At 73.9% G+C, this 15,984-nt stretch carries 12 protein-coding genes; 5 read left to right on the forward strand and 7 right to left on the reverse strand.

Features of this window, described 5'->3' with window-relative positions:
* Nucleotides 1–12 precede the first annotated feature (12 nt).
* Entirely contained in the window at nucleotides 13–1,587 is a 1,575-nt protein-coding gene (locus ACZ6N8_RS12610) for a Na+/H+ antiporter (protein WP_466009651.1), read from the reverse strand.
* A 97-nt stretch (nucleotides 1,588–1,684) separates the two neighbouring features.
* Nucleotides 1,685–4,978: a BTAD domain-containing putative transcriptional regulator gene (locus ACZ6N8_RS12615; protein ID WP_466009652.1), complete on the reverse strand. Its 3,294-nt coding sequence runs from the start codon at nucleotides 4,976–4,978 to the stop codon at nucleotides 1,685–1,687.
* Nucleotides 4,979–5,134: 156 nt separating this feature from the next.
* Between ACZ6N8_RS12615 and ACZ6N8_RS12620 the strand changes: the two genes are divergently transcribed.
* The 3 genes from ACZ6N8_RS12620 to ACZ6N8_RS12630 all read left to right on the forward strand — a co-directional run bounded on the left by ACZ6N8_RS12620 (nucleotide 5,135) and on the right by ACZ6N8_RS12630 (nucleotide 7,180).
* Nucleotides 5,135–6,031: an alpha/beta fold hydrolase gene (locus ACZ6N8_RS12620; RefSeq protein ID WP_466009653.1), complete on the forward strand. Its 897-nt coding sequence runs from the start codon at nucleotides 5,135–5,137 to the stop codon at nucleotides 6,029–6,031.
* Between the two features lie 307 nt (nucleotides 6,032–6,338).
* Nucleotides 6,339–6,788, forward strand: coding sequence for a hypothetical protein (locus ACZ6N8_RS12625; protein ID WP_466009655.1), 450 nt, complete (start codon nucleotides 6,339–6,341; stop codon nucleotides 6,786–6,788).
* Nucleotides 6,785–7,180, forward strand: coding sequence for a hypothetical protein (locus tag ACZ6N8_RS12630; RefSeq protein WP_466009657.1), 396 nt, complete (start codon nucleotides 6,785–6,787; stop codon nucleotides 7,178–7,180). The genes ACZ6N8_RS12625 and ACZ6N8_RS12630 overlap by 4 nt, the downstream gene beginning before the upstream one ends.
* A 19-nt stretch (nucleotides 7,181–7,199) precedes the next feature.
* Here ACZ6N8_RS12630 and ACZ6N8_RS12635 read toward each other — a convergent pair whose 3' ends face one another.
* From ACZ6N8_RS12635 to ACZ6N8_RS12655, 5 genes are all read right to left on the reverse strand, one after another.
* The gene (locus ACZ6N8_RS12635; RefSeq protein WP_466009658.1) at nucleotides 7,200–9,380 is read right to left on the reverse strand and encodes a hypothetical protein; all 2,181 of its coding nucleotides are present in this window, start codon (nucleotides 9,378–9,380) and stop codon (nucleotides 7,200–7,202) included.
* Nucleotides 9,381–9,387: 7 nt separating this feature from the next.
* Nucleotides 9,388–10,590 carry a low temperature requirement protein A gene (locus tag ACZ6N8_RS12640; RefSeq protein WP_466009660.1) on the reverse strand — a complete coding sequence of 401 codons (1,203 nt, stop codon included), beginning with the start codon at nucleotides 10,588–10,590 and terminating at the stop codon, nucleotides 9,388–9,390.
* 115 nt (nucleotides 10,591–10,705) lie between these two features.
* The gene (locus ACZ6N8_RS12645; protein ID WP_466009661.1) at nucleotides 10,706–11,473 is read right to left on the reverse strand and encodes a TetR/AcrR family transcriptional regulator; all 768 of its coding nucleotides are present in this window, start codon (nucleotides 11,471–11,473) and stop codon (nucleotides 10,706–10,708) included.
* A gap of 54 nt (nucleotides 11,474–11,527) precedes the next feature.
* Nucleotides 11,528–13,162 (reverse strand): MFS transporter, encoded by a 1,635-nt coding sequence (locus tag ACZ6N8_RS12650; protein WP_466009663.1) that lies wholly within the window; start codon nucleotides 13,160–13,162, stop codon nucleotides 11,528–11,530.
* The gene (locus ACZ6N8_RS12655) at nucleotides 13,156–13,851 is read right to left on the reverse strand and encodes an SDR family NAD(P)-dependent oxidoreductase (protein WP_466009665.1); all 696 of its coding nucleotides are present in this window, start codon (nucleotides 13,849–13,851) and stop codon (nucleotides 13,156–13,158) included. The genes ACZ6N8_RS12650 and ACZ6N8_RS12655 overlap by 7 nt, the downstream gene beginning before the upstream one ends.
* Nucleotides 13,852–14,013: 162 nt before the next feature.
* Here ACZ6N8_RS12655 and ACZ6N8_RS12660 point away from each other — a divergent pair, with 162 nt between their 5' ends.
* Both ACZ6N8_RS12660 and ACZ6N8_RS12665 read left to right on the forward strand, forming a co-directional pair.
* On the forward strand, nucleotides 14,014–15,303 hold the full coding sequence (locus ACZ6N8_RS12660) for a sensor histidine kinase (protein ID WP_466009667.1): 1,290 nt from the start codon (nucleotides 14,014–14,016) through the stop codon (nucleotides 15,301–15,303).
* The gene (locus ACZ6N8_RS12665; RefSeq protein WP_466009669.1) at nucleotides 15,291–15,956 is read left to right on the forward strand and encodes a response regulator transcription factor; all 666 of its coding nucleotides are present in this window, start codon (nucleotides 15,291–15,293) and stop codon (nucleotides 15,954–15,956) included. The genes ACZ6N8_RS12660 and ACZ6N8_RS12665 overlap by 13 nt, the downstream gene beginning before the upstream one ends.
* Nucleotides 15,957–15,984 lie beyond the last annotated feature (28 nt).

The raw sequence follows: 15,984 nt of genomic DNA on the forward strand, positions 1-15,984 counted from the left end.
GCCCGGCGACTGTCACTCGCCGGATCCGCGTCCCAGCAGCCGGATCTCCTCGTTGTCAAGCGCGGCCTGCAACTCCAGCAGCACGAGGTCGTCGATCTCCCGGCTGTCGCGAAGGCGGGTGACCTCCCGGCGCTTGTGGGCGAGGACGCCCAGGCGCAGGTCGCGTTCCAGCCGGCGTTCCTCGGCGGTGTCCCCGCCGATCTCGTTGACGTCTTCCAGGTGCCGCTGGTACTCGGCCTGCAACCGGCGTACCGCCTCCTCGCCGGCGCCCACCTCGGCGGCCACGTGGGGCACCGCGGCGAGGCCGACCTGGGTGGCGCGCATCCGGGCCAGCCGGGCCTCGTCGACCCGTTCCGGGTCGCCGGCCAGCCCCGCCCAGCGCACCACAAGCGGCAGGGTGGTGCCCTGGATCAGCATGATCAACACGATCACCAGCGCCGTCACGAAGATGATCAGGTCGCGTTCGACGACCGGGCGACCGGCGACAGTCATCGTCGGGACGGCAAGCGCTGCCGCGAGCGACACGGCGCCCCGGAAGCCGGCCCAGCCCGCGACGGTCCCCACCCGCCAGCTCGACGGTCCCCGGCCCCGCTCGACGATCCGGCGGCGTCGCAGCCTCGCCGACTGCGCGGTCAGGTAGATGAAGAACAGCCTGGTGCACAGGACGACGAGCGTGACCACCAGCACGATCACCACGGCCCTCGCCGGCGAGGTGCTCGTGACGCCCCGCACCGCCCGGGGGATCTGCGTGCCGAGCAGCACGAACAGGCCGCCGTTGATGAGGAACGTGGACAGGTCCCAGAACGCGTACGCCAGCACCCGGGAGCGGGCGCGGATCACCCGTGGACCGGCGTAGGCGAGCATCAGACCGGCGACCACCACCGCCAGGACACCGCTGGCGTGCACGGAGTCGGCGAGTAGGAACGCGCCGAACGGGGTCAGCACGCTCAGCGCGCCCTCGCGCAGCGGATCGTCGAGCCGCTTGCGGATCAGCACCACGGCGAAGCCCACCAGCAGACCGGCGAGCACGCCGCCGACGCTGGCCCCGACGAACTCCTCGCCGATGCCCAGCACGCCCGGCTCCGCGCTCTGGGTGAGCAGACCCACGGCCACCGCGAAGACCACGAGGGCGGTGCCGTCGTTGATCAGGCTCTCCGCGTGCAGGGTGGTGAGGAGCTTGCGGGGCAGCCGTTTGGCCAGACCTGTGACAGCCGCCGCGTCCGTCGGTGCGAGGACGGCGCCGAGCACCCAGGCGGCGGCGGGATTCACCCCGAACGCCTGCGCGGTGAACGACACAGTGACCATGGTGAGCACCACGAGCACCACGGCGAGCAGACCGATCACGGGCAGGTTGGCCCGGATCTCGCGCAGACTGATGGTGAGGCTCTCCCGGTACAGGATCGCCGGCAGGAAGATCAGCAGCACCAGGTCCGGTTCCAGGGTCAACTCGGACAGCGGGGGCGCCAGCCCGAGCAGCACCCCGAACCCGATGAGCAGGACCGGCGGCGCGACCCGGTACCGGCCGCCGAGCGTGGTGCCGACCAGGACGGTGACGCCCAGCACCACGATCAGGACGAGCCCCTGCACGGCGTACCCCCTCGATCCCCCGGCCGACGCGCCGGTGCCTCCATCTGACCGCACCCACCGGCCGGTTCCGACGGAAAGTCCGCAAGTCGCGGTGGGGTCAGGCGGCGCGGGCGCGGGCGGTCAGCGCTCGGGCGGTACGACGGTGCCGGGCCGCCTCGTCGTCGCGGCCCAGTGCCGCCGCGAGGTCGGCGAGGTGCCCGGCCACCGGACCGACGGTGAGCACTCCGCTGCCGGCGGCCAGCTCCCCGGCCGCGGGCAGCAGCTCGGCGTGGACGCGGTCCATCGTGACCCGGTCGTCGAGCAGCCGCGCCGCCCGGCCGACGAGACAGAGGCGGACCTCGCGCAGCAGGTCGTGCGGCCCCGGCGGCAGTGCCCGCAGGGCCTCCCCGGCCGCGGTCCGGTCACCGGCGGCGACCAGCAGCAGCGGGCGGACCCACGGCTCGTGCGGCCCCCAGTCCAGACCCGCCCAACCCCCGTCGCCGGGCCCCGGGAGCGGACGGTCGTCGGCCAGCCGCAGGCCGAGCAGCGCCAGCGGGAGCAGACCGCGGGTCAGGCCCGGCATACCGTCACCGGGCAGCCGGTCGGCAGCCGCCAGGTACGCGTCGGCAGCCGCGGCCGACTCGCCGTCCAGTGCCAGCCGCAGCGCGGCGTACCACCTGGTGAAGAGGCCGACCAGCGGCAGCTCGTACCGTTCGGCGAGGCGGTCGGCGGCGCGGGCGTGGGCGTCGGCGGCCTGCCGGTCGGCCAGCGCGCAGGAGGCCTGGACCAGGATCAGGTGACCCGCCACCTCGAAGGTCACCAGTTGGTGCCGGGCGGCCAGGTCGACCAGCTCGGCGCCGATCCGGGCGCGTTCACCGGCCAGGCCGACCCGGTCGAAGGCGTGCATGAAGCGGGCGTTCAGCGCGAACGCCAGCAGCCCGGGGTCACCGACCGTCCGGGCTGTCGACTCGGCCTCGTCGGCCGCCCGACGCCCACGGTCGGTGACGGTGCCGCGCAGCTCCAGGGCGAGGGTGCTCAGCAGCCGGCTGCGCCGCGCCGACCCGGTCGCGCCGAGGGCCGCCAGGGCACGCTCGGCGACCTGCGCGATCCGTCCGGAGAGCAGGTCGTCGTCGTTGCGCGTCCAGATCGCCGGCACGTCGAAGCCGGTGAGCACCTCCTCGATCAGCAGGGGGTCGCCGACGGACTCGGCCGCCGTGATCGCCTCGGCCCTGACCCGCCGCGCCTCGGCGAGGCGGCCCGTGACGGCGAGCGCACGCCCCAGACCCACAAGCGCCGTCAACCGCTCGCGGTGGTGGACCCCGCCGGCCCGGTCGTACGCGTCGACCGCCTGCCGCCACAGCCGGGCCGCCTCGTGCGGGTTGCCGCCCCGTTCGGCCTGCTGGGCCGCCGTGCGGGCGTACGCGGCGGCGCGACCGGCGGCGACCGGCCCGCCGGCGCGCAGCAGGTGGTGGGCGAGGGCGGCGGGTTCGACGGGTTCGCGCTGTCGCAGCACCTCGGCGGCGGCACCGTGCCAGGCGGCGCGGCGCGGCGCGGACAGATCGGCGTAGAGCGTGTCGCGGACCAGGATGTGGGCGAAGCGCAGCTGTCCGTCGGTGTCCCGCTCGACGAGGAAGCCCGCCTGAAGGGCGCGGTCCACGGCGTCCAGCACTGTCGAGGGGTCGTCCGCCAACGCGCTGAGCACCTGCGGGTCGAGGTCCCGGCCGAGCACCGCCGCCTGCCGCAGCACGGTACGGGTGGGCGCGGGCAGCTGCGCCAGCCGGTGCCGGATCACGTCGCGTACGCCGGGCGGCACCGCCGCCAGCGCGGCGTCGCCCTCGCCCGCGTACAGCTGGGCCAGCTCCCGTACGAAGAAGGGGTTGCCGCCGCTGCGGTGGTGGATCAGCCGGGCGGTGGCCGCGTCCAGGTCCACTCCGGCGACGGCGCTCGCCAGTTCGCCTGTCGCCGGCGCGGGCAGTCCGGCGAGATACTCGCGCACCGGTTCGAGGCCGGCCGCGCGGGCCAGGGCGGCGGTGAGCGCCGGACCGATCTCGGTGGCCCGGTACGTGCCGAGGATCAGGACCGGGCCGCCGGCCGGTTGCGGACCGGCCAGGAGCCCTGTCAGCAGGTCCAGGGTGTCGCCGTCGGCGCGGTGCAGGTCGTCCAGGACGATAAGCACCGGTTGCCGGTCGGCGACCGCGGAGACCAGCGAGGCGACCGCGCGGTGCCTGCGGAACCGTGTCACGCTTGCCCCGCCCGTGGCGGCGTCGTCCTGTTCGTCGACGCCTGTCGAGCCGGCGAGCGCCTCGGTGACCTGCGTCCAGGGCCAGGCCGCCGGTGCGCCCTCGTACTCCGGGCTGCGTCCCCACGCCGTGGCCCATCCCTGCGCGGCCAGCTGCCGGGTGAGCGTCTCGGCAAGCGCGGTCTTGCCGGCTCCCGGCTCGCCGCTGAGAAGGGCGAGCACGGGCCGGCGGCGACCGGCGGCGGTGTCGGCGGCCAGCCGCAGCCGGGCCAGCTCCGCGTCGCGGCCGACGAACGGACGCTCCCGCGCCGCCGCGACGGGGCGGTCCGCGGTCACGACGGGACGATCGGCGGTCCCGACGTCGGGGGCGGCGTCGAGGTGCGGGGTGAGGTGCGGGGCCTGGGCCAGGATGTCGGCCTCCAGCCGCCGCAGCTCCGGCCCCGGGTCCACGCCCAGCGCGGTCACCAGGGCGGCCCGGGCCTCGCGGAGCGCGGCCAGCGCGTCACCCTGCCGACCGGCGCGGTACCTGGCCATCGCCAGCAACCGCCAGGCGTCCTCGCGCAGCGGGTTGCCGGCGAGGTGGGCCGGCAGGTCGGCGGCGGCCTCGTCCGGCCACCCCAACGCCAGCAGCGCCTCGGCCCGCCGTTCGACGGCGAGCATCCGCAGCTCGTCCAGTCGGTTGACCTCCGCGACCGCCCAGGCCTCGTTCGCGCAGTCGGCGTACGCGGGGCCGCGCCACAACCCGAGTGCCGCATCCAGGGCCTCCAGAGCCGGGGCGGGACGTCCCGCGGCCAACAGTGGGCCGCTCTCGCCGACTGCCGCCTCGAACCGGTAGGCGTCCACCGCGTCCGGGCCGGCCCGCAGCGCGTACCCCGGCGCCTCGGTGAGCAGGATCCGGGGCGGCGTGCGGGGCGGCCGGTCGGGCTCCAGCGCCCGGCGCAGGTCGGCCACGAAGGTGCGGATGGCGCCCACCGCGCCGTCCGGCGCGACGTCCCACAGGTCGTCGACGAGCCGTTCCACAGGCACCACCCGGCCGTGGGCGATCAACAGCCGGGCCAGCACGAGGCGCTGCCGGTGCCCCCTGAGCGGAACCGGGCCACTCTCGGTGGCGGCGGTCACCGACCCGAGCACACCGAAGGTCACCGCCGGAGCGGCCGCCGGCTGCCTGGTCATGGCACCAATCTAGGCGGGCCGGCGCGGACCACGGCCGCCCGCCCGCACTGATCGGACGCTCACCGTCCGCTGATCGCCACGGGGCAGGCTCGACGACGTACGACGGCGTCCGGTCACCGCGCCGGACCCGCCCTCATCACCAGGAAGGTTCCACAGGTGGACCCCAGGATCAACGGATTCGACTACCAGCGCGTCACCGTGGCCGACGGCGTGACGCTCAACGCCGCCGTGGGCGGTTCCGGGCCACCTGTCGTGCTGCTGCACGGCTTTCCGCAGACGCACCTCATCTGGCGGCACGTCGCGGCCGACCTGGCCGCCGACCACACGGTCATCTGCCCCGACCTGCGGGGGTACGGCGACAGCGACAAGCCCGTGGACAGCGACGGCACCGCGTACGCCAAGCGCACCATGGCCGCTGACATCGTGGCGCTGGCCGGGGCGCTCGGCCACGAACGGTTCGCGCTGGCCGGGCACGACCGGGGTGCCCTTGTCGCGTTCCGCGCCGGTCTCGACCACCCGGCGGCGATCAGCCAGCTCGCCCTGCTCGACGTGCTGCCGACCCTCGACATGTGGGACGTGCTGCACGGCGCCAGCGCTGCGGTCGCCTTCCACCTCTACCTGATGGCTCAGCCGCCCGGTCTGCCCGAGGAGATGATCGGGGCCAACCCGGACGCCTTCTTCGGTCATTTCCTGGACGTCTGGACCCGCGATCCGCAGGCCCTGCCGGCGGAGGTGCGGGCCTCGTACCTGCGCGCGTCCCGCAACGCTGTCACCTCGATCGTCGCCGACTACCGCGCGTCCGCAGGCGTGGACGTCGCCCACGACGCCGCCGACCGGAGCGCCGGCCGCCAGCTGTCGATGCCGGTGACCGTGCTCCAGCAGGACTGGGGCGCGGCGCTCGGTTATGACGCGGCCGGGCTGTGGCGGGCGTGGGCGCCGGACCTGGCCCACCAGACGGTCACCTGCGGGCACTTCATGGCCGAGGAGGTGCCGGCCGAGGTGGTCGGAGCGCTGCGTGCCCTGCTCGCCCGCCCGACCCACAACCCTCGGTAAGATTTCCGACACCCCATGTCACGGGCGGCCCGGGGCGGAACCGGGCCGCCCGACCCACTTAATGGCTCTGACCTGCGGAAATGCGACGTTACACCAGGTGGACGCCAACCGGTCATCGGTGATACACAGGCAGGTACCGGCAGCCAACGACGGCCCGTCGCCCATCTCCTCGCCACCGACCGTTCGCACGAAACCGCCACTCCACGGGCCTTAGCCGCAGGACCGCACCCCCGGTCAGCACCGTCTCCACACGGCACCGGCCCGACGGCCGATGACGGATGGGACGGTCCTCGACCAGGGAGTTGCCGTGAGATATCTGCGTATCCGATCCCGCCACCGGCCGTACGAGATGGCCGTCCTGGCCACGTCACCGGTCTGCGGCATCCTGATGTTGACCCTCGACGTCCGGCCGACCTCCGTCCAGACGTCCATGCCGGCGCCCGTGCAGGCGGCCTGGGAGATCGGCCTGATCCTGGTGGGGGTGAGCGGGTTGCTGGGTATTCTGTGGCCCGGCCGGCTCTCCACCGGGCTCGGCATCGAACTCGCGTCGGTCCTGGTGCTCGGCACCATCACCGGCATGTACGTGGTCGCCCTGGTGTCGCTGTGGAACCACCAGTCCCTTGTCGCGGCGTCGTTCGTCGCCGCGGTGACGATCGGCTCGATCTGGCGGGGCGTCCAGATCGCCGTCGACCTGCGCCGCCTGGTCCGCGCCTGCGAATGCCTGCCCGACCTGCAACTACAGGGGGGTGTCCCGTGAACACCGCGCCGGCGCCGGCGGCACCACACTGGGTGCAGGTGGCGCTCAGCGTGTTCGGCATCCTCGGCGGCTCCACCGGTCTGGCCGCGATCGCCACGGTGCTGGTGCAGCGGGGAAAGTTCAAGGCCGATGCCGCCGACACCCTCACCGAGGCCGCCCTCACCCTGGTGCAGCCGTTGCAGACCCGGATCACCGAACTGGAGGGCGAGGCGCTGCACGCCCGCTCGGAGCTGGGGACGCTGCGCGAGCAGGTCAACCAGTTGCAGTACATGGTCCGGGTGCTCACCCGGACGCTGGACCGCTGGCGGGCCGCGATCCGCGCGCCGGACGCGACCCTGCGCAAGGTTCGAGCGGTGGTGGCGGAGTCCGAACGACTACCGGACGGCGGCTGACCGGCCCGCCATCTCCGGCTCATCGGTGGCCGGCGGACCCGGAGTCGCGGAGTCGTCTGACGAGCTCGCGCACCGCGGCTCGGAACTCGGGCTCGGATTCGCCCGGATGATGGCCCAGGACCGGTGGTGGCAGATGGTCCCCCGGCGCGGCCAGCAGGTCCCGGGGGTCCCGCAGCCGCCGGTCGACGGCACCGGCCGGGTCGGCGGCGTCCGGAGGCGGGTCACCGGGGCGGTTCGGGTAGAAGATCCATCCGCCGACCGGATCGGTGTCGCGCCACAGGTTGATCCACCGCCATCCGACCCGCTGCCCCACCTCACGCATCATCTCCTCGTTGAGGTACGCGGGGTAGAGCCGGGCGTACAGGCGGTCCAACGGTGATCCGTAGGTGAGCAGAGCGACACGCCGACGCACCTGCGGGGGCAGCCGCAGCACCGCCAGGGCCAGCAACACCGAACCGTGGCTGTGCCCGCAGAGCAGCACCCCGGTGTGCCGCCCGGCGAGCTGGATGATCCGGTCGGCCAGCTCCGGCACCGCCCGGTCGGCGTAACTCGCCGGGGCGAACGGGTGGGCGGCCCGGGGCCAGAAGGTGCCCAGGTCCCACAGGATCCCGACGTGCCTGCGGAACCAGGCCGTCCGGTACCCGAACACACCACCCACCAGCAGGGTGAGGACCACTGCGGCGACGAGGTAGGTGCCGGCGGTCAGCCCCATCCCGACGGCTTCGGCAGGCAGCCCGACAGCCCGCGCCAACTCCTCCGGTTGACGACCGGTGAGCCCGAGCAGGCTGGTGGCCAGTCCGACCGCCGTGAGAACCGCGTACGTGGCGGCCAGCACGCCCAGCCACTCGGTGAACCGCGCCCGGGCGATGGCCCTGGTGGCCTGCCGCAGCCGCCCGGCCGCCTCCGGCGGTGCGGCGGGAAAGTCGCGGGCGGTGATCGCCTCCGCCGCTCGGCGCCGGCGCGAGCGCGACAGCAGGGCTATCGCGCCACACAGCAGCACCGCCGCGCCCACGTGCAGGAAGAAGGCAAGCAGTGTCCAGCGGTACGGCAGCGGCGGCCCGCCGTCACTGAAGTACCCGCCGAGCACCGCCCCCGTCTGGTAGGCCAGGCCGGCGGAGAGCGCACCGGCCAGACCGACCGCGATCGCCGCGATGACTACCGCGCCCAGTCCGTGCCGCAGCACGACGCGGCCGTCCACCCGACCGCGCTGCCAGAGGACCAGGCCGCTGAGCAGCACCAGCAGTGCCATCTGGCCGAGCAGCACCGTGCCAGCGACCCCGTCGTAGCCGGGTAGCCCGCCCGACGGCGGCCAGTCCCGCTCATCGCGGGCGACGGCGACGAGCGTCGCCACACTCAGGCCGACAGCGGCCACGCCCGTCGCGCGGGCGCTGCGGGTGACCGTCCGCGCGGTAGCCACCTGGTCGATCAGCCCCGGGGCGGCGAGCAGGCCGACGCAGGCCAGCAGCACCGCCGCGCTGAGCACCAGCAGCAGCGTCGTCGCGACAGTCGCGCCGCCGGCGCGACGGGCCACGAGCAGCACGAGGTTGAGGACGGCGAGCGCGCCGGCGACGTGGATGGCCCGCAGACGTCCCACGAGCGGCTCCACGGCCCACAGCGGGTTGTCGGCCGGTCGGGGCCGGCGGGTGCCGAGCAGCCGGAGTAACACGACCGCGGCGATCGGCACCAGCGCCAGCGCGGCGAGCCGCTGCCCGACGTGCCTGTCGTCGAGCCCGGCCATCGTGTCGAAGGGTCCCCGGCACCTGGTGTCGCTGAGACACCGCCAGGCGACCAGGTCGAGGGCGACACCGGCGACGGCCACCACGTACACCGCTGTGAGGTTGAGAGCGAGGAGGCGGCACAGCATGGCGACGCCGCCGGCGCTGCGACGACCCGTCGGCCGCATCCACACCGCCACGTTGCTCAACATGAACGGCAGCAGGAAGACCATGGAGATGGTCCGGGCCACGGTGCCCGAGGGCAGGTCACCCCACCGGTACGCCTCGACGGTCACCCCGTTCGGGTCGGTGCCGTCCGGCTCGTCGGCGCGGTGGAAGCCCCCGCTGCCGTCGCCGGCGACCTGGCGGGTGTGCGCCCGGTCGAGAATGACCGCCGGCTGCGCCCCCGACACGCCGTGCACCCGCAACTGCACCACGTCGTGCCGTCGCGGTTGGTCGCCGTGCCGCGCTGACCTCTCCGGCATCGGGGGGCTACCCGTGCCGCCGCAGCTCGGACGCGCCGTCGCCGTTGGCGCGCCACACGAACCGCCGTATGCCGGGCATCGAGTCGACCAGGACGATGAGCAGCAACACCCCGGCGACGGCTGCGCTGTTGACGAGTTGCGGACGCCCCTCGCTGGTCAGGCCGGCCGCCACGATGGCCGGCACACCGATCAGACGCGCCCAGGGCAGGCTGGCGTCGATCACGGCCGAGAGCAGGATCCGGGCGGTCAGGAACAGCGCCGGGCCGAGGACGCCCACCGCCAACTGCCCCGTGCTGTGCTCGCCCGGGTCGGCGATCGTCATCTCCATGGCGACGGACGTGCCCAGCACCCCGGCGATCATGACGAGGTGCAGGTAGCCGGCCAGGAGCGCCAGCTTGCTGCCAGGCGGGCCCTGCGCCGTGATGGCGGCGCCCAGCCGCGTGCCGGCGGGCACCAGGTAGAGCCGGGCCAGGGCCACCGCGGTCACGAACGCCAGGGCGAACGCCACGGTGCGCTCCCGGTCCAGGTCCGACTGGCTGTAGGTGAAACCGGCGATCAGGATCAGCTCACCCAGCGCGATGATGAAGATCTGCTGGTAGCGCTCGGAGAGGTGTTCCCCGTTCACCTGGAGGTCCGGCCAGGAACTGCGCCCGAGCCGCGGGAACGGCCAGCGCAGCCGGGCCAGGGAGTACTCCAGCAGCAGGGCGAGCGCCCACAGCGCCTCGCGTGCCGGTGCGACGACCGCACCGAGCACCCAGAGCACACCGGAGATCGCGAACCAGATCGCCACCCGCAGGCTGCGCAGCTGCAGCGGGTGCCCCCGCAGTGCCGGGATCAGCAGAGCCCCCCGGCCCACATGGATGGCGACGTAGGCGACGGCGAACAGCACGGCGTGCGAGTCGAACGCGGTGGGCACGGCGGAGGCCATCAGCAGACCGCCGAACATCACCCAGAGCAGCAGTACGACGATCAGCGGCGCGCTCGGGTCGAACCAGTCCGCCGACCAGGCGGTCACGAACCACACCCACCAGAGCGCCGCCAGCATCACCAGTGCCTGGAACCCGCCGTTGAGGCTGTGGTCGGCCAGCAGCGCCTGGGACAGCCGGGTCAGCGCGAAGATGAAGGCCAGGTCGAAGAAGAGCTCCAGGAACGACGTCCGGCGAGGGTTCTCGCGCCGCTGAAGCAGCCGCTCGGGGAGGCCGTTCTTCATCGCCCCCCTTCCCGGACGTCGCCCGCCGTCCCAGTCGTACCACCCGGGCGACCGGGCGCGGGCGGGTTCCGTCGAGCCTGGGACACCGGTGCGGCCGTACCCCTGAGCGGAAGGGCTACCGGTCGGCCGCCCGCTCGGCGACCACCACCGAGATCCCGTCGAGGACCCGTTGCAGACCGAACTCGAAGGCGTACTCCGGGCCGTACGCGGCACCGTGCTGCTGGCCGGCAGCCGTGCCGACCCGGGACGCGGTGGGATAGCGGTCGGGCGTCAGGAACGTCTCCAGCCAGGGCGCGTGCGACTGCCACCACTGGCCGTCGGTCAGGCCCGTGTCCCGCTCCAGGTCGACCACCTCCGAGGCGGAGCGCGCGGAACTCTTCACGTGCCCGAGCACGAGGGTGAGCACCGCGTCCATCTCGACGTCGGTGAGCCCGATGTCGGCGACCGCGCCGAGTTCGTGGTCGTACTTGGCCACCAGGTGCGGCCCGAGCACCGGTCGGGTCGTCTCGGCCCGCAGCATCCACGGATGCCGCTGGTAGAGCGCGAGATTGTCCCGGGCGATCCGCTCCAGCCGGACCCGCCAGTCCCCCTCGACCGCGGGGCGCGGCATCTCGCCGTACGCCGTGTCGATCATGACGTCGACGAGTTCGGCCTTGCCCGGCACGTAGGTGTACACCGACATCGTGCCCACCCCCAGCGCCTCGCCGACGCGGCGCATGGTCAGCGCGTCGAGGCCCTCGGCGTCGGCGATGTCGATGGCGGCACGGACGATCCGGTCGACGCTGAGCCCCTGCCCGGCGCTGCGGCTGGTCGGCTCCCGGGTACGCCAGAGGATGGCCAGGCTGCGGGCCGGGTCCGCGGTCGCCTTGCGCTCACTCGCCATGGTGCGGCCATCCTAACAACGCGGGCGTACGACGTACGCCGCGCGGCCTGCCGGTCAGGTGGCCTCGCTGTCGTCGGTCAGGGTGCGGCCGGCGGCGGCCGGCACCAGGTGCCGCACCTCCGGGGCGCCGTCGGCGCACTCCCGGGCCCGCTCCTCGGCCTCGCGGTCCTCGCCGGTCAGCCGGCCACCGTGCTGGCGCAGGTGCTCGTCCCAGGACGGCACCAGATACACCTCGACGAACTGGTCGGTGGTCTCGGCCGGACGGAACAGCCCCCAGCGCATCGCACCTGTCCGCTGCCGTGCGGCGCGCACCAGCTCCATGGCCGCCAGGAACGGCCGGGTCCGATCCGGCCGGACGCTGTACCGCACCTCCACCAGCACCGGCCCCACCCTCGGGTCCGGCTCGTACGCCAGGTGCAGCTGCGGCCAGTAGGCCGCCGGTTCCCGGTTCACCGCCCGCAGGTCGGGAAGCGGCCAGATCCGGCTCGTCACGGTGCCGACGAGCATCAACGCCGCCGCCGCGAGATAGGCGAGGACCAGGCCACCCATGTCGGCCACCAGCCCCCACAGCAGCGCGCCGACCGCCTGCCCGCCCGCGAAGCACACCTGGTAGACGGCCAGGCCACGAGCGCGTACCCAGGCCGGCAGGAAGAGCTGCATCTCGGCGTTGACGTTGGCCAGCACCGTCACCCAGGCCATCCCGGCGGGTAGCAGGGCGAGAAGCACGAGCGGCACCACACGTACCGTGGCGACCACCGCCAGCGCCACGGTGAACACCGCTCCGGCGCCGAACAGGAGCTGGTTGGCCGACAGGCGGGTACGGATCACGGCCAGCAGCACCCCACCGACGACAGCGCCCACCCCGAGGGCGGCCAGCAGCAGCCCGTACCCGCCGGAGCCCAGCCCCAGCCGACGGCTCGCCACCAACGGCAGCAACGCCCACAGCGCGCTGGCCGGGATCACGAAGACCAGCGCCCGACGCAGCAACCGACGGACGATGGGCGAGTGGCGGACGTACCGGCTGCCGGCGCGCAGGGCGGCGGTGAAGCGTTCGGGGACCTCGACCGCGCGGGCGTTGCCGGGCCGCCAGCGCCACAGCGCGTACGTGAAGATCGCGAAGGCGACCGCGTTGAGCCCGAAGACCGGGGCGACACCGGTACGGGCGATCAGCACACCGGCCAGCGCCGGCCCGACCGCCCGCGCCACGTTCACGCTTATCGAACCGAGCGCGGACGCCGACCGCAGCTGTTCCTGCGGCACCAGCTCCGGGATCACCGCCGCCCAGGCCGGCAGGGTGAGCGCCTGCCCGACCCCGAACGCGAAGGTGAGCGTCAGCAGCAGGGCCGGCGGCATCCGATCGGTAAGGGTGAGCAGCGTCAGGGCGAGCGCCACCGCGACCAGGAACAGCTGCACGGCGAGCAGCAGGTGCCGGCGGTCGAAGCTGTCCGCGAGCACTCCGGCGGGCAGTGCCAGCAGCAGGACCGGCAGCAGGCTGGCGGTCTGGACCAGGGCGACGAGGGTGGAGGCGTTCGAGTGGTGGATCAGCAGCCACTGCGCGCCGACCGTCTGCATCCAGGTGCCGATGTTGGCGACGAGCAGGGCCAGCCACAGGTTGCGGTAGACAGCTGTCCGCAGCGGCGCCCACGCCGAGGCCGGACGGTCGGAGGGTCCGGCTCCGGCCGTCACCACCGCCCGTCCGCGCGCAGCACGCGCTCGCCTGACACATACAGGTCGTCGGGTTCGAGCAGCAGCAGCCGGACGACCTCGGCGGCGACCTGCTCCGGTAGGGCGTACACCTCGTCGAGGAACTCGGCGCCCACCCGTTCCTGGAGCCGGGTCGGCATCGGCCCGGGATGCAGCTGCATCACCTTGACCCGGTTGCTGTGCTGCGCCTCGGCGAGCGAGTCGACGAGGCTGCTGCCGTAGCTCTTGGTGGCCCGGTACACCGGGATGCCCGGGCGGGGCGCGGCCAGCGCCATCGCGCCGATGTAGACGACGTTCCCGTGACCCTGCCGGTGCAGGTGCTCCAGCGCCTCCCGCAGCAGGTACGTGACGCCCAGGACGTTGATCTCCACGGCCCGCCGGATGTGCTCCACCGGCAGGTCCATCAGATCGCCGCCGGCCCACATCGACGCGCAGGCCGCCACCCCGTCGATCGTGCCGTAGCGTCCCACCACCTCGGCGAACCCGTCGCGGACCTGCTCGTACGAGGAGACGTCGCAGACCGCCCCGTCGCAGCCCAGTTCGTCGGCCGTCGAGGCGACCTCGGCCGGCACGTTGCCGAACACCACCACCCGGTGCTCTTCGACAAGCAGCCGGGCCACCGCGAGACCGAGTCCGCTGGTACCGCCGACCACCACGAAGGTTCTGGCCCCCATGTCCCTCCCACCGTCGCGAGCACAACCCACGCCTGTCGCGTGATGGCGCGTTCTTCCCGTTTCCGGACCCCGCACACCCGCCCGGCCGGTAGTGCTGGGCATACCCGAGAAGTGGATCTGGACGGCTGGGGCGGCCGTCCGCCCGCGATTAGCGTCTCCGGCATGACCTCGCCCCGTCCCTCCCACCTGGCCGAAGCGCTGCGTCGCCGCGACTGGCTGGTGTCCGCCTGGCCCTGGCGGGCGCTGGCCTACCTGGTCAGCACCGTGCCGATCGCGGGTGTGCTCGCCGTCGGGTTGCTCGTCATCGGCGCGCCCCTGCTCGCCGCGGTCAACGCGCTGCGGCTGCACGGACGACCGCCGGAGATACCGCTGATGCTGTTCCTGGCGGTCGGCAGCCTCACCCTGCTGGCGCTCGCGCCGATCGTGAGCTTCCCGGTCGCCGCCGTGGAGCGGTGGCGGCTCGGGCTCGTGGACGGCCGCGCCCTGCCGGCGTCCCCGTGGCCGGGCCTGGCCGCCCGGTACCGCAGCGCAGCCGGCTGGCGGGAGGTGGCGTACCTGTTCTGGCTGGGCGGGATAGCTCCGGTCGCGTACTGGGTGTTCCTGCTGCTGGTGCTGCTCGACCTCGGGATGGTCACCAGCCCCTGGCTGGTCAGCGACGCCGACCCGGTGGTGGTGTGGCAGCCGATCGAGACCACCGGGGAGGCCGTTCCGTACGCGGTCGTCGGTGTGCTGCTGCTACCGGTCCTGGGGTACGCGGCCGGTCTGCTCGCCGCAGTCCAGGCCGCCGTGGCCCGGTGGGCGCTCGCCTGGCCGGTCGACGCGGCGGCGCTGCGCGAGGTCTCCCGGTCCCGCACCCGCCTGGTCGGCGCGTACGAGGCCGAACGGCGCCGCATCGAGCGGGATCTGCACGACGGCGCGCAGCCCCGGCTGACCAGCCTCACCCTCCAGCTGGGTCTGGCCCGGCTGGACGTACCGGAGGACTCCCCCGCCGCCCGGCCGCTCGCCGTGGCGCACGACCAGGCGCGCGGCCTGATGGTGATGCTGCGGCAGTTGGTGCACGGCATCCGGCCGCAGAGCCTCACCGATCTGGGCCTGGCCGGCGCTGTCCGCGAGCTGGCGGACGCGGCCACCGTCGCGGTCACCGTGCACGCCGACATCGACGGCGAGCTGCCGGAGATCGTCGAGACCACCGCGTACTTCGTGGTGTCCGAGGCGCTGGGAAACGTGGCCCGGCATGCCGGGGCGACACGAGCCGACGTGCGTCTCACCCGGGCCGGCGGCGACCTCGTGGTCGAGGTGTCCGACGACGGTCGCGGCGGCGCCGACCCGGCCCGGGGCACCGGCCTGACAGGTCTCGCCGACCGGGTCGCCGCCGTCGACGGGCGGCTGCTGCTGTCCAGCCCGCCGGGCGGGCCTACCCTGGTCCGGGTGGAGCTGCCATGTCGCCGGTGACCCGGGTGGTGCTCGCCGAGGACGAGGTGCTGTTGCGCGAAGGGCTCGTCGCACTGTTGACCCGCTTCGACTTCACGGTGTGCGCCGCCGTCGGTTCCGCGCCGGAGCTGCTGGACGCCGCCCGGGAGCACCAGCCGGACCTGGTGCTTACCGACATCCGGATGCCGCCCGGTCGACGGGACGACGGGCTGCGCGCGGCCGTGGCACTGCGCGCCGAACGGCCCGGGCTCCCGGTGGTGGTGCTCAGCCAGTACGTGCAGACCGGGTACGCGGCGGCGCTGCTGGACAGCGGCGACGGCCAGCGGGTGGGCTACCTGCTCAAGGACCGCGTGGCCGAGGTCGCCGAGTTCGTCGACACCCTGCGCCGGGTCACCGCGGGCGGCACCGCCATCGACCCGGACGTGGTCCGGCAACTCCTGCACCGCCCGCGTGATCCGCTCGCCGCCCTGTCCGCTCGGGAACGCGAGGTGCTGGCGCTGCTGGCCGAGGGCCGTTCGAACGCGTCGATCGCGGCCCGGCTGCACGTCACCGAGGCGGCGGTCGGCAAGCACGTCGGCAACATCCTGCTCAAGCTCGACCTGCCACCCAGCGACGACACCAACCGGCGGGTGCTCGCGGTGCTCACCTACCTGCGCAGCGACCCGGCGGCCTGACCAGCGCCGGGCCGGGAGCGGGGCGTAG

The organism is Micromonospora sp. NPDC047521 (assembly GCF_055587305.1).

Bases quoted from the DNA above. Each gene is read 5' to 3' on its own strand.
- ACZ6N8_RS12665 (WP_466009669.1), top strand. From the start codon at position 15,291: ATGTCGCCGGTGACCCGGGTGGTGCTCGCCGAGGACGAGGTGCTGTTG.
- ACZ6N8_RS12655 (WP_466009665.1), bottom strand. From the start codon at position 13,851: ATGGGGGCCAGAACCTTCGTGGTGGTCGGCGGTACCAGCGGACTCGGT.
- ACZ6N8_RS12635 (WP_466009658.1), bottom strand. From the start codon at position 9,380: ATGCCGGAGAGGTCAGCGCGGCACGGCGACCAACCGCGACGGCACGAC.
- ACZ6N8_RS12660 (WP_466009667.1), top strand. From the start codon at position 14,014: ATGACCTCGCCCCGTCCCTCCCACCTGGCCGAAGCGCTGCGTCGCCGC.
- ACZ6N8_RS12615 (WP_466009652.1), bottom strand. From the start codon at position 4,978: ATGACCAGGCAGCCGGCGGCCGCTCCGGCGGTGACCTTCGGTGTGCTC.
- ACZ6N8_RS12640 (WP_466009660.1), bottom strand. From the start codon at position 10,590: ATGAAGAACGGCCTCCCCGAGCGGCTGCTTCAGCGGCGCGAGAACCCT.
- ACZ6N8_RS12645 (WP_466009661.1), bottom strand. From the start codon at position 11,473: ATGGCGAGTGAGCGCAAGGCGACCGCGGACCCGGCCCGCAGCCTGGCC.